This window comes from Pseudomonas brassicae (assembly GCF_010671725.1).
Lineage (GTDB): Bacteria > Pseudomonadota > Gammaproteobacteria > Pseudomonadales > Pseudomonadaceae > Aquipseudomonas > Aquipseudomonas brassicae.
Genome location: NZ_JAAHBU010000004.1, coordinates 24,623 through 36,419, shown reverse-complemented (window position 1 = coordinate 36,419; position 11,797 = coordinate 24,623). Strand labels below are relative to the sequence as shown.

Annotated in this window: 12 protein-coding genes and 4 pseudogenes; 11 read left to right on the top strand and 5 right to left on the bottom strand. The window is 59.3% G+C overall.

The window, feature by feature from the left end; genetic code table 11:
* Window positions 1-18: 18 nt before the first annotated feature.
* Together G3436_RS00580 and G3436_RS00575 are read left to right on the top strand one after the other, a co-directional pair.
* Entirely contained in the window at window positions 19-1,047 is a 1,029-nt protein-coding gene (locus tag G3436_RS00580; protein ID WP_163940304.1) for a methionine synthase, read from the top strand.
* An 88-nt stretch (window positions 1,048-1,135) separates the two neighbouring features.
* Complete coding sequence (locus tag G3436_RS00575) at window positions 1,136-1,645, top strand: flavin reductase family protein (protein ID WP_163940302.1); 510 nt, start codon at window positions 1,136-1,138, stop codon at window positions 1,643-1,645.
* A 76-nt stretch (window positions 1,646-1,721) separates the two neighbouring features.
* On the opposite strand, the gene G3436_RS28190 is transcribed toward G3436_RS00575, so the two are convergent.
* The 3 genes and pseudogenes from G3436_RS28190 to G3436_RS27160 all read right to left on the bottom strand — a co-directional run bounded on the left by G3436_RS28190 (window position 1,722) and on the right by G3436_RS27160 (window position 4,122).
* Window positions 1,722-2,264 (bottom strand): TonB-dependent siderophore receptor, encoded by a 543-nt coding sequence (locus G3436_RS28190; protein ID WP_338001176.1) that lies wholly within the window; start codon window positions 2,262-2,264, stop codon window positions 1,722-1,724.
* Window positions 2,265-2,329: 65 nt separating this feature from the next.
* Window positions 2,330-3,598: pseudogene (locus G3436_RS00570) on the bottom strand (TonB-dependent siderophore receptor); the annotation flags it as partial.
* 11 nt (window positions 3,599-3,609) lie between these two features.
* Window positions 3,610-4,122 (bottom strand): STN domain-containing protein, encoded by a 513-nt coding sequence (locus G3436_RS27160; protein ID WP_243666953.1) that lies wholly within the window; start codon window positions 4,120-4,122, stop codon window positions 3,610-3,612.
* Between the two features lie 221 nt (window positions 4,123-4,343).
* On the opposite strand from G3436_RS27160, the gene G3436_RS00565 reads away from it, so the two are divergent.
* Window positions 4,344-4,859 (top strand): sigma-70 family RNA polymerase sigma factor, encoded by a 516-nt coding sequence (locus G3436_RS00565; protein ID WP_163940300.1) that lies wholly within the window; start codon window positions 4,344-4,346, stop codon window positions 4,857-4,859.
* Entirely contained in the window at window positions 4,856-5,803 is a 948-nt protein-coding gene (locus G3436_RS00560) for a FecR domain-containing protein (protein ID WP_163940299.1), read from the top strand. The genes G3436_RS00565 and G3436_RS00560 overlap by 4 nt, the downstream gene beginning before the upstream one ends.
* A gap of 36 nt (window positions 5,804-5,839) precedes the next feature.
* On the opposite strand, the gene G3436_RS00555 is transcribed toward G3436_RS00560, so the two are convergent.
* A complete protein-coding gene (locus G3436_RS00555) occupies window positions 5,840-6,826 on the bottom strand; it encodes an AraC family transcriptional regulator (protein ID WP_163940330.1) in 987 nt (328 codons plus the stop codon).
* A gap of 104 nt (window positions 6,827-6,930) precedes the next feature.
* Here G3436_RS00555 and G3436_RS00550 point away from each other — a divergent pair, with 104 nt between their 5' ends.
* Window positions 6,931-8,181, top strand: coding sequence for an MFS transporter (locus G3436_RS00550; RefSeq protein ID WP_163940297.1), 1,251 nt, complete (start codon window positions 6,931-6,933; stop codon window positions 8,179-8,181).
* Window positions 8,182-8,427: 246 nt separating this feature from the next.
* Here G3436_RS00550 and G3436_RS27155 read toward each other — a convergent pair.
* Window positions 8,428-8,538: pseudogene (locus G3436_RS27155) on the bottom strand (lysis protein); the annotation flags it as partial.
* 143 nt (window positions 8,539-8,681) lie between these two features.
* Between G3436_RS27155 and G3436_RS00545 the strand changes: the two are divergent.
* The 6 genes and pseudogenes from G3436_RS00545 to G3436_RS27145 all read left to right on the top strand — a co-directional run bounded on the left by G3436_RS00545 (window position 8,682) and on the right by G3436_RS27145 (window position 11,732).
* On the top strand, window positions 8,682-9,161 hold the full coding sequence (locus G3436_RS00545) for a DUF3617 domain-containing protein (protein WP_178116265.1): 480 nt from the start codon (window positions 8,682-8,684) through the stop codon (window positions 9,159-9,161).
* A 345-nt stretch (window positions 9,162-9,506) separates the two neighbouring features.
* Window positions 9,507-9,989, top strand: a complete 483-nt coding sequence (locus G3436_RS00540) for a hypothetical protein (RefSeq protein WP_163940295.1) — start codon at window positions 9,507-9,509, stop codon at window positions 9,987-9,989.
* Between the two features lie 157 nt (window positions 9,990-10,146).
* Window positions 10,147-10,395 (top strand): annotated as a pseudogene (locus G3436_RS28685) (sigma factor); the annotation flags it as partial.
* Window positions 10,314-10,769, top strand: coding sequence for a sigma-70 family RNA polymerase sigma factor (locus G3436_RS00535; RefSeq protein WP_420801161.1), 456 nt, complete (start codon window positions 10,314-10,316; stop codon window positions 10,767-10,769). The pseudogene G3436_RS28685 and the gene G3436_RS00535, both read left to right, overlap by 82 nt.
* Window positions 10,766-11,329, top strand: a pseudogene (locus tag G3436_RS28680) (FecR domain-containing protein); the annotation flags it as partial. The gene G3436_RS00535 and the pseudogene G3436_RS28680, both read left to right, overlap by 4 nt.
* Window positions 11,330-11,408: 79 nt before the next feature.
* Window positions 11,409-11,732, top strand: a complete 324-nt coding sequence (locus G3436_RS27145) for a FecR family protein (protein ID WP_243666951.1) — start codon at window positions 11,409-11,411, stop codon at window positions 11,730-11,732.
* Window positions 11,733-11,797 lie beyond the last annotated feature (65 nt).

Sequence of the window (11,797 nt, the reverse complement as noted above, 5' to 3'; positions counted from 1 at the left end):
AGTACAAGGTCATCTAACGTGAAAAAATTGCTACCTACCTCAACCGCTGGCAGCCTGCCAAAACCGTCCTGGCTTGCGCAGCCCGAGACCCTCTGGTCCCCCTGGAAACTGCAGGATGAGGCGTTGGTCGAAGGCAAGCAGGATGCATTGCGCCTGTCATTGCAAGAGCAACAGCAAGCAGGCATCGATATCCTCAGTGATGGTGAGCAGACGCGCCAACACTTCGTCACCACCTTTATCGAACACCTCAGTGGCGTTGACTTCCAGAAGCGCGAGACCGTTCGAATCCGTGATCGCTATGATGCGAGCGTGCCGACCGTAGTAGGTGCGGTGGCGCGGCAAAAGCCGGTGTTTGTCGAAGACGCCAAGTTCCTGCGTCAGCAAACCAGCCAACCCATCAAGTGGGCGCTGCCTGGCCCCATGACGATGATCGATACGCTGTATGACAGCCACTATAAAAGCCGCGAAAAACTGGCCTGGGAATTTGCCAAGATTCTCAACCAGGAAGCCCGGGAACTGGAGGCTGCTGGCGTCGATATCATCCAGTTCGATGAACCCGCATTCAACGTGTTCTTCGACGAGGTGAACGAGTGGGGCGTTGCCACCCTGGAGCGCGCAATCGAAGGGCTCAAGTGCGAAACGGCCGTGCATATCTGTTATGGCTACGGCATCAAGGCCAATACCGATTGGAAGAAGACACTGGGGTCCGAGTGGCGCCAGTACGAAGAGGCATTCCCCAAGCTGCAGAAGTCGAGCATCGATATCGTCTCGCTGGAATGTCACAACTCGCATGTCCCCATGGAGTTGATCGAGCTTATTCGCGGCAAGAAGGTCATGGTCGGCGCCATTGATGTGGCATCCCACACCATCGAAACACCGCAAGACGTGGCCAATACGCTGCGCAAAGCTCTCCAGTTCGTCGATGCCGACAAACTCTATCCCTGCACCAACTGCGGCATGGCGCCTTTGCCTCGCCACGTAGCAAGGGGCAAGCTGAAGGCGTTGAGTGCTGGCGCAGACATCGTACGCAGAGAACTTTCGAACTAGTGTTGAGCCAGCGTTGGCGAGGTGTGCGCGGAGGGCTGCTTGGGGCCTTCCTTGACGCGTTGGCGCTGTGCTCTATTCAGGATCCACCATGTCACTTCCCAGTACTGTTATCGAGCCGGTGAGCTTTCGCCAAGCGCTCGGGCACTACGCCTCCGGTATCACGGTGATTACGTCGCACAGTGATGGCGAACCGGTTGGCTTCACGTGCCAGTCCTTCTATAGCGTGTCGATGAGCCCGCCGCTGGTGTCATTCAGCGTGATGGCCAGTTCGGCCAGCTATCCGGTGATTCGCAAGGCCGGTCGATTCGCGGTCAATATCCTCTGCGGCGAGCAGGTCAGGATCTCCAACCAGTTCGCTCGGCGCGGCACGGACAAGTGGCACGCGGTGCAGTGGCAGGCATCGCCGCTGGGCAACCCGATCATTGCCGGCAGCCTGCACTGGCTTGATTGCGAAATTCACGCCGAGCATGCAGCAGGTGATCATTTGATCGTGATCGGCGAAGTCAAAGCGCTGAACCTGCAAGAGGCTGCTGGCATGCAGCCGTTGCTGTATTTCAAAGGGCAATATTGCAACCTCGCTGCAATGGGCGGGGTGTGAGTTTTTTTGCCGTTCGCGAACGGGGCACAGCGCCTACTCGCCGTAAGGCACATTGTTGCGGCGAGACCAGATCACGTCAGTGTTCGTAGCGCAGCGTGACGGCGAAGTTACGCGGTTCGCCGTAATAATTGCCCAGGTTCGAGTTATAGATGGCAGCGTAGTAATTCTTGTCGAACACGTTGTTCAGGTTCAGTTGCGCGCTCAGGTTCTGGTTGATCTGGTAATTGGCGTTCAGATCCACCAGGTTGTAGGCACCTTGCTCCACGTTACGCAGGTAGACCTTGCTCTGATGATAGAGGCTGCCCCCAACGCGCCAATCACCCAATTCGCCGGGCAAACGGTAGTTGGTCGCAAGTTTGAACAACCGGCGCGGGGAGGTTTCGGTGGCGTAGTCGGTACCTTTGCGGGTGCCGCCTACGTATTCAGGGTGACTGTAGGTGTAGCCGAGCACTGCGTTCCAACCGGAGAGAATCTCGCCGGAAGCCTCGACTTCAAAACCTCGGCTGCGCACCTTGCCGCCTTCCTCGTAGCACGTCGAGCTACGCCCTGGCCCGCAAATACGTGCTGCGCCGGCAACCGCCTGAGGCAGATGACTCTGGTCAACCTGGAATACCGCCACGACGTATTGAGCAAGCCGTCATAGAGTTCGTTCTTGAGGCCGATTTCGTAGTTGGTGCCGGTGATGGGGTCGAGTAGCTTGTTATCGACGTCGTAGTTGCTCTGAACCTGGTAGATCTCGGTGTAACTGGTGTAGATCGAAGCGCTGTCAGTCAGGTCGTACACAACGCCGGCATAGGGAATGACTTTTGCGTTTTCCTTGAAACGATCCTCATCGTCGGCCGACGTGTAGTCAACCCAGCTGAAGCGGCTGCCCAGGATCACATGCAGGTCGTCGGTGGGGTTCAACCGGGTGGCGGCATAAAGCCCTTTGTCCTTGCGTACGTTGCGGTACTGGATGCGTTCGTAGCCATAGGTCGGTGCGGCCACGTGTGAAGGGGCGAAATCGAGGATATCGACCACGCTTGGATTGTTGTTGTAGCGCGACTCGTTGATAAACCGGTCTTTGCGCGCGTTAGCGCCGAACACCAGTTCGTGGCGCTGGCCGAGCAGGTAGAACGCGCCGTTCAGCGCGGCATCAAGGCTTACTTGTTCGTCGTCGTATTGGGTGTCGTTGGTGGACAGGCGGAACTGGTCGTTACCTATGTTGTTGCCGTAGAGCCCGAGAAAATCGGCATTCGACCACATCAGGTTGGTATTGACGGTCAGTTTCCAGTCATCGCTCAACGCATGCCTGATGTCAGCGAACACCGTGCGATTTATTTTGTTCAGATGGGCCCAGCTTGGCGCGAAGGACGCCGAGCGCGACAGCGGATAGAAGCTGCCATCGAGTTGAGTGGGCAAGCCGCCCCAGTCATATCCGCCGTGATAGTCCTTCTGAAACACGGTCCCGAGGCTCACGGTCGTGTCTTCGCTCACGTCGGCTTCGCCGATCGCGTAGAACAGCTGATTCTCCTTGTCGGCACGGTCCACGAAACTGTTTCCGGCGTTGTATAGTAGTACGGTCCTGCCACGCAGCGTGCCCTGTTCGTTCAAAGGCCCGCCCACGTCGATCTGACTATGGTAGTTGTCCCACGAGCCACCACCGATTTCTGCTTTGAGCGAGTAGCTGTCCGTCGGGCGCTTGCGCACCAGATTGATCGCCGCCGAGGGGTTTCCCGCACCCTGCATCAAGCCGTTTGCGCCACGCACAAACTCCACGCGGTCGTAGATGGCCATGTTGTTAACAGAGGTCACGTCCATCGAGTAGCTTTCGGAAATGCTGGTCGGTACGCCGTCGTATTGCAGGTCGTTGACCTGGAAACCGCGGGAAAAATAGCGGGATCGTTCGGTACCGAATTCCTTGGTTGTGTTGATACCTGTCGCAGCCCTGGCAACGTCTTCCAGTGACTGCATGTTTTGATCGTTCATTGCTGGCGCGTGACGACACTGACCGACTGCGGCGTTTCGCGCAGCGAGAGACTCATCCGCGTCGCAGTGTTGGTACTGCCTGTGGTGTACGACTTCGACCCCTCGGTAATCGCGCCCAACCCCGAGCCCGTCACGTTGGTTACCCCCAACTGCAATGAGTCCGAAGGTGAAGTCGGCAGCACCACATAGCTGTTCTCCCCACCGGCAACTGCCTGCAATCCAGACCCGCCAAGCACCACAGAAAAACCCTGATCGATACTGTAGCGGCCGTTGATGCCACGGCTTTGTTTGCCTTCGGTCAGCCCGTTGTCGAATGACAGGACAACGCCTGCTTCAGTGGCAAAGCGGTTCAGCACGCTGGCAAGCGGCCCGGCTTCGATGGCAAATGCCTGCTGGTGCAGTGCAGGGGCGCTTACCTGGCTTTCGGCAGCGTGGGTAAGTGCTGGCGTAGCCAGCAACAGCGATACGCCGAAGAGGGCAAGGTATAGCGTGCTTTTTGGGGTGTTCAACGTGGCGGTGCACAAGCCTGGAAGGGGGGGCTGCATGCTGTCTCCTGATGCGGTTGTCGGCGTTTGATGAGGTGTTTGCAAAAGGAGTCGCGCGGCAGAGCGCAAAGTGACAACGCGATTTGAAATTTTTTTGTCCCGTTGGTCTGGCCCGAAAGTCGATTGCCCTCGGGACGTCATTTCACTATATTGAGATTAATTCTTATTCTCTGCCTGGCACCGATATGCCGTCTCGCAACCCTATCGCGACGCTCTACAGCGACCATCAACCCTGGCTGATCAACTGGCTGCGCAAGCGCACCGGGTGTTCGCAGGTAGCGGCAGACTTCGCCCAGGACACCTTTCTTCGCGTGCTGCTCGCCGAGCGCCGTGAACCCCTGGCGGCCACGCTCAATGAGCCACGCCATTTTCTGGTCACCATTGCCAAGCGGGTGATGATCGACAGTTTTCGCCGTCAGTCGGTGGAGCGTGCCTATCTGGAAGTGCTCGCCGCGCAACCTGAGTCATTCGAGATTTCTGCCGAGGAGCAGCTCTGCGTACTCCAGACACTCATGGAGCTGGATCGCATGCTTGACGGCCTGGGCGTCAAGGCGAAAACGGCGTTCCTGATGTCGCAGGTGCAAGGGCTGACCTACCCTCAAATCGCGGAACGATTACAGGTGTCCGCCAGCTCAGTGACCAAATACATGGCCCGAGCCACCGAACGCTGCCTCTTGTACCTCCTGGACAATCCGTGGTGACCACCGACGCCCAGCGCCAAGCGCTTCGCCATGCTGCCGAGTGGTTCGCGCACTTGTGCGCGAACCCTGATGACCCGGCGCTGCGCGCACAGTGGCAACGCTGGCACTGCCGAAGTGCGGAGCATGAGTGGGCATGGCTGCGGTTGACCGAATTGCAGGCGCGCATTGGCGGCATGCCTCAGCAGTTGGCCTGGGAGGTCATGGAAAAATCCACGCTGCGCGAAAGCGGCCCGAATCGCCGAACCCTTCTCAAAGGGCTGTTGCTGAGCGTCGGGGCGAGTTCAGTGGCATGGCAAGGATATCGCCTTGCGCCAGAATGGATGGCCGACCTCAAGACTCGCACGGGTGAACAACGCCCCGAGACGCTTTCTGACGGTACCCTTCTGGTGTTGGATACGGATACCGCGCTGGATGTGAGGTTCACTGCCAGCACGCGCCTGCTGATCCTTCGGGCAGGGGAGGTCCATGTAACCACAGGCAAGGACCCCCGTCCTTTGCTGGTGCACAGTGCGCAAGGTGAGCTGCGCGCATTGGGCACCCGTTTCGCCGTGCGTCAGCTCGACGGGCTGACGCGCCTGAGCGTCTACAGCCATGCCGTTGCGGTACGCGCTGCGCAGGCTGGCGATGAGGTCGTGATCGAGCAAGGGCAATCAGTGATGTTTGATCATCAGAGGCTGTTGACCCCGCAAGCGTTGGAAGCCGGCGAAGAGGCCTGGACCCAGGGGCGGCTGGTCGTGGAAGGCTGGAGGCTCGGCAGGCTGATCGATGAGCTGCAGCGCTATTGCCCCGGCTATCTTGGTTGCGCGCCCGAAGTCAGGCATTTACGGGTATCGGGCTCGTACTCGCTGGGCAATATCGAGCTTACATTGAATACGATCGCCCGCTCGTTACCTGTGCGCATCCAGCAACGTACCCGTTACTGGACGCGCATCCTGCCGGCTTGATGATTCGCTACGCTCGAAGGCCCGTTCCTCAGGTGATCATCGGCGCTCGGCTGGCGAAGATGGCCGTGTCAGCCTCGACCTGCGACTCAACCCAGGCGTCTTACCCGTCACACGCTTGAACGCCCGACTGAACGCCGCCTGAGACGTATAGCCCAAACGCTGCGCGACCTCCTCGATAGGCACCCTTTCCAGCGTCAGCCACTGGCTGGCAAGCCGCATTCGCACTTCGGTGACGTAGCGCAGCGGGGTCATGCCAATCGTCAATTGAAAACGCTCCGCAAAGACCGAGCGGGACGTACTGCATTGCTCCGCCAACTGCTCGACGGTCCAGTCGCGACCCGGCTGTTGATGCAGCGCCAGAAGTGCACCTGCCAGCCGCGGATCGCGCAGGGCGGCCACCAGGCCGGAGGCATTGCCGCAGGCGCACTCGACCCAACCTCGAACGACCATGGCGGCGACCACATCGGCCAATCGCGCGAGGATGCCGGCGAAGCCAATGCGTGCGGCGCTGACCTCGCGCTCCATGGTGGTGAGAATCGGCACCAGCCCGGGGTAACGCTGGCCGCCGGCATCAATCAGCATCAGGCCCGGTATCAGTTTGCCAAGGCCATGGAGACTGCCCAATTCGAATTCCATGCATCCACTGAACAACAGCGTGGCCGGCATGGGGGCGGCATCGGTGCCGGTGTCCACCGCGCTGACGGTGTCGCCGAGAGGCTCGCTGTCCAGAAGGTCGATGTCCTGCACGGGCACGTGCGTATCCGAAAGCAATTGATGGGCCGCGCCATGGGAGATTAAGACGGCGTTACCGGCGGACAGCGCATAGGTTGTCCCGTCGTCCATGCGCAGCACCGCGTTGCCCAACGCCAGGAAGTGAAACCAGGCATGCCCGGGTCTGGCAGCGAAGCCCAGGCCGAAGGCCGGGCCCGCCTGGATACGCCGGTACTCGACACCGCGCAGGCGCATGCCGCGCAACAGCTCGTTGATGAGATCGGAAGAGAGGGCAAATGGGTCTGTCGGCATTTTTTCAGGTGTTTTGGTCAAGAAATCGAGTTTTTCGATCATAGATCATCCGGATTCTCGCGCCTAGACTGCGGGTCGCAATTGAAGATCGGGAGATCCGTGCAATGACTGACCTTGTATGCAATGCCGTACCCGACCGCCGCCCCGGCGCCGGGCCGGATGCAGAACCTGCAACCCCCGCGTGGATGGCCGTATTCTCGTTGGCCATGGGCGTGTTCGGTTTGCTGACCGCTGAGTACCTGCCGGCCAGCCTGTTGACGCCGATGGCGACCGAGCTGGGGGTATCCGAAGCGCTGGCTGGTCAAGCGGTAACGGTGACAGCCGTGGTGGCGCTGTTCGCCGGCCTGTTGGTGCCAGGCCTGACTCGCAGTATCGATCGTCGCTGGGTATTGTTGGGCTTTTCCACGCTGATGATCGCTTCCAATCTGTTGGTCGCCGTTTCCTCCAGTTTCGCGGTGCTGTTGTTGATGCGTATCTTGCTGGGCATCGCGCTTGGCGGGTTCTGGAGCATGGCGGCGGCGGTGGCGATGCGCTTGGTGCCGGGGGCTTTGTTGCCGCGAGCGCTCTCGATCATTTTCAGTGGCATCGCCATCGGGACGGTGGTGGCGGTACCGCTGGGTAGTTATCTGGGCGGCCTGTATGGCTGGCGCAGCGCGTTCTTTGCAGCGGCGGCGGTGGGGGTGGTGACGCTGGCTTTTCAGTCACTCACGCTGCCGAGCCTTGCACCGCGTCGGCCGGCACGCCTGCGCACGGTGCTTGAAGTGCTGCAGCGCCCAGGCATTGCCATGGGGATGTTCGGTTGTGTGCTGGTGCACAGCGGCCACTTCGCGATGTTCACGTATATCCGGCCATTCCTCGAAAGTACCACCGGCATTGGACCGCAGGGGCTGTCGCTGATGTTGCTGGGTTTTGGTGTGGCGAACTTTGTCGGCACCTTGGTGGCCGGGTGGATGCTTATGCGTCACCCATTGGCCACCCTGGTGTTGATGCCCGCGCTGGTGGGCGTTGCGGCACTGGCGCTGGTTCTGTTGCCGGCGTCGGTGCCAGGGCAGGCCGTACTGCTGGCGGTCTGGGGCCTGGCCTTTGGGGGGGTGCCGGTGGCGTGGTCGAACTGGGTCGCCAGCGCGGTCCCTGACCAGGCGGAAAGCGCCGGGGGCATGGTGGTAGCATCTGTACAGTCGGCCATCGCCACAGGCGCAGCCGCGGGTGGGGCAGTATTCAGCCTCGGTGGCAGCGCAGGCGTATTCGTGGCGGCGGCCGTGCTGATGCTGCTGGCCGCGTTGCTGATTGCACTGCGTGTGCGAGTTCCTTCGGTAGATGGCGCTGTGCTGAACGGGTCGGCACTCCACTTATGATCTGGCTCTCCAAGCGGCGCCGATCCGCTTCCAAACCGCTTAACCCATGCTGCAGCACCGGTAGCATGTGCGGGATTTTCTGAACTGCCACAGCCATGGACGCCTGGATTCGCATTTCAATCAGGAACGGTTATGCGGCCGCTTTGGGTCGGAAGCGGCGTCGGGCGTTTACGAAACCAGGAGCAACTCGTGCTGCTCGTCGCCTCAGATCGCACGCTCAAACGTCGATGATGGAGCTTAAAGAGCTCAGGGGGCCAGAACTCTGACGTACGCTTGGCACGCCCGCAGCGCAATCAATCCTTGGTCGCCGGCGTCGGTGATGGCGATAATCCGTTGAGCATGCGCTGGGGCACATTGAGTAGTGCGGGCTACGCGAGTGACGCTGACCATGCCGTGGGCAGTTTCGGCGCGCAGCTGTGAATCAATGACTCTCGCCAAGCCAGGAGCACTTGCTTTTCAAGTATCCTGCTCAACGTGATCATCTACAAATAGGATGCGTGATGAAGTACTTCGCCATATTGTTGTCGACTGCAATTGCTCTCTCAGTAACATCGTTGGCGTCAGCCGCTGAACCATCGCTGCGTCTGCAACGCACTTCAGGTTTGTGGAAGGTTACTCCGTCCACCTCGCCGTTTTCTTGGGAAATATGCGTCGACCATGAGAAAGACAGGCTTATAGATGACGACCTGTGGAGTGGCTTCGAACAGGAGTGCAAAATCGAATCTAAAAGCGGTAACGTCGATAGCTATAATTTCAAATCACGCTGCCCTGAAGCGATTATGGCCGGATCCTTCAAAGGCGACCTTGCGAAATCCTATGTACTGACGGCCGATACGTCGTTTGAGCTAAATGGAAAAACTGAAAGACAACACACAGTGATTAATGGCAGCTTTCAGGGCGCGTGCCCGGCGGATATGGAGCCGGGTGTAAAAAAAATGCACGGAGGAATGAAGATTAATTCCCCGTACTCTAATAGATGAAAGGTTTAAAGCGTCATCGCTTGACGGACCTCGAATGCAGCTACATCGCTTGCCACGTATAACGCTCAATTGTGGCTAAGGTCAGTGCCCTCGCGGCTTCCAGGCGTTGCATATATCCTTCGGGATGATCTTGAGCTCGCTTTCTTAAGCGTTGGTCTGTTGGGGTGACTCCATCGTAAGCGAGTCTTCAGTCTTGGCTTTTGGCGCTCTGCGTTTTCGCGGCAGTGCTTGAGTTAAGAGTACTGAACCACTTTTACGGATCGGCAAGGCAGAAGTAGTTAAAAATTCTTGGAGCCAGCCTACGTGCGACGCTTCGAGCTGGATAGTTAACTAAAGGAAGGAAATATGATTCGCTTATTGATTGCTACGTTTTGCCTAATGCTCCTCTCTGGTTGCACAACACGCGTCAGTTCTGATGTGCGCGAGCAAGTGTGGTATTCCGAAGGAGAGAGACCAGCCAGCGCCCCTTGGCACGTCTATTTGGTATTTACTGACGACGGCCATTTCATCTATTGGCGCACCGTAGAAAAACCGGATGATGTACTCAAAAAAATTGACTCCTACATGAAAGGCGCCGGTCTCGATGTTGGCAGCCCGGTGCCATACACACGAACTGAAAACGACATAAACGCGGTTTCGCGAACCCCGTTCCTAAGTAGAACGGGTGATACGGTCTACACTGATGTCCGCACCTTTAGAGGGCGCTTTGTCGGCGACGCTTTAGAAATAGATTTCGAAAGAATCACTGTCTGGCCTCCTCGTCCTACATTTTCTGAAGGCGTCAGACGATGGTCGTTGAAAAGACTTAGCTCCTTGCAAAATAAGTGAAAAGCCGAGTGTGATGGCGTCTCTTGTCGATAGAGCAGCGACCCTGTTGGATTGAACGAACATCCTAGAGTTACTAATAAGCGATGGGTAAGCTTCGCCTGCTCCAATGGCCTTTTAACTGTCCATTACCATTGGCCGCTTTTGGCCGAAAACGGCCATGCACGTGGCCTGCGACTTGTCCAATTGCCCGAACTTCGCATCAACGGTAGAATTGCTAATTATTCGCATTAGCAACCTAGGCGCCGTTCCCATGACCGCTTCTCCCGGCACTGCTGGCTCCGACCTGGAGAACCTCTACCGCGCCCACCATGGCTGGATCCGCCAGTGGCTGCAGCGCAAGCTCGGCAATGCCCACGATGCTGCCGAGTTGGCGCAGGATGTGTTCGTGCGGTTGCTGACCAGACCCCGGGCGTCAATGACCACGAGCATGCCCGCGCGTACCTGGGGCGCATGTCGCGCAATGCGTGTGTCGACTTCTGGCGGCGGCGGCGGGTAGAGCAGGCTTATCGGGACGTGTTGGCCGCCCAGCCCGAGCAACTTGCCCCCTCGCTGGAGCAGCAGGCGGTCATCCTCGAAACACTGGACCAGCTGCAGGCGATGTTCGAACGCATGCCCAAGCGGGTGGCCGAAGCGTTTTCCATGGCGCAACTGCAGGGCATGAAGCAACGCGAGATCGCCGAGCAGTTGGGCGTGAGCGAGCGCAGTGTGAACAGCTACCTGGCTCAGGCAATGTACCAGTGCCTGTTGCTGGAAGCCGAACTGGATGATGCGCTGGCATGAACCGTGGGCAACTCGACCATGCCGTGCTGCAAGCGGCGGCAGGGTGGTTCGCACGGCTGCACGCGGCAGGCAATGACGCAGCAACACAGGTGCAATGGCAGGCCTGGCTGACCGAGGATGCGCGGCATCGCCTGGCTTGGTCCTATGTGGAACACATCAACCAGCGCTTCGGCAACCTCGATGGCCAGGCCGAGCAGGCACGGCAGGTGTTCGACTCCGCGCGCAGTCACCGGCAATCGCGTCGTGCCGTGCTTGGCAGCCTGTGCGTGGCGGGTGCGGCTGGGGTGTTGGGGTGGGGCGGCTGGCAGCGCGGTTGGGTGGACTCGCCACGCGCCTGGTTCGCCACGTATCGCACCGGCCTGGGGGACGTGCAGCCGCTTGCACTGGCCGATGGCAGCCAGTTGTGGCTGAACGGCGGCACGGCGCTGGATGTGCAGTTCGATGAAGGCGTGCGGCAATTGCGTCTGTACCGCGGCGAAATCCTGATCGACACCGGCAAGGACCCACGCCCCCTGTTCGTCGAGACGCGGGCAGGGCGGATGCGGCCACTCGGCACGCGGTTCAGCGTGCGGGATCAGGGGCTGGCAACGACCTTGAGTGTGTTTGCAGGCTCAGTGCAGGCAACCTGCTCCGCCAGTGGTGTGCACACTACGCTGGGGCGCCGGGCAGATGCTGGTGTTCGATGCGCAACAGGCAGGCGCATCAACCGCTGCACAGGCTCTGCGCCAGGACTGGAGCCGTGGCGTGCTGGTGGCGGAGGACATGCCGTTGGGCCAGGTAGTCGACGTTCTGCGCGACTACCGCCACGGCCACCTGGGCATCGACCCTGCGCTGAACAGCTTGCGCGCGGTGGGTACCTTCCCGCTGCTGGACACCGACCGCACCTTGGCCATGCTCGAGCGTGCGTTACCCATTCGGGTGGTGCGCACCTTGCCTTGGTGGGTCTCCATCGAGGCGCGCTGAAAAATTTTCAAGATTCTTTTTCCGGTTTTGCGCCGCTCATGCGCTTGGTGGGATGACGCTACTTC

Coding starts and splice junctions, on each gene's coding strand:
- G3436_RS00565 (WP_163940300.1), top strand. CDS start 4,344: ATGCCGTCTCGCAACCCTATCGCGACGCTCTACAGCGACCATCAACCC.
- G3436_RS00555 (WP_163940330.1), bottom strand. CDS start 6,826: ATGCCGACAGACCCATTTGCCCTCTCTTCCGATCTCATCAACGAGCTG.
- G3436_RS00545 (WP_178116265.1), top strand. CDS start 8,682: ATGAAGTACTTCGCCATATTGTTGTCGACTGCAATTGCTCTCTCAGTA.
- G3436_RS00550 (WP_163940297.1), top strand. CDS start 6,931: ATGACTGACCTTGTATGCAATGCCGTACCCGACCGCCGCCCCGGCGCC.
- G3436_RS00575 (WP_163940302.1), top strand. CDS start 1,136: ATGTCACTTCCCAGTACTGTTATCGAGCCGGTGAGCTTTCGCCAAGCG.
- G3436_RS00540 (WP_163940295.1), top strand. CDS start 9,507: ATGATTCGCTTATTGATTGCTACGTTTTGCCTAATGCTCCTCTCTGGT.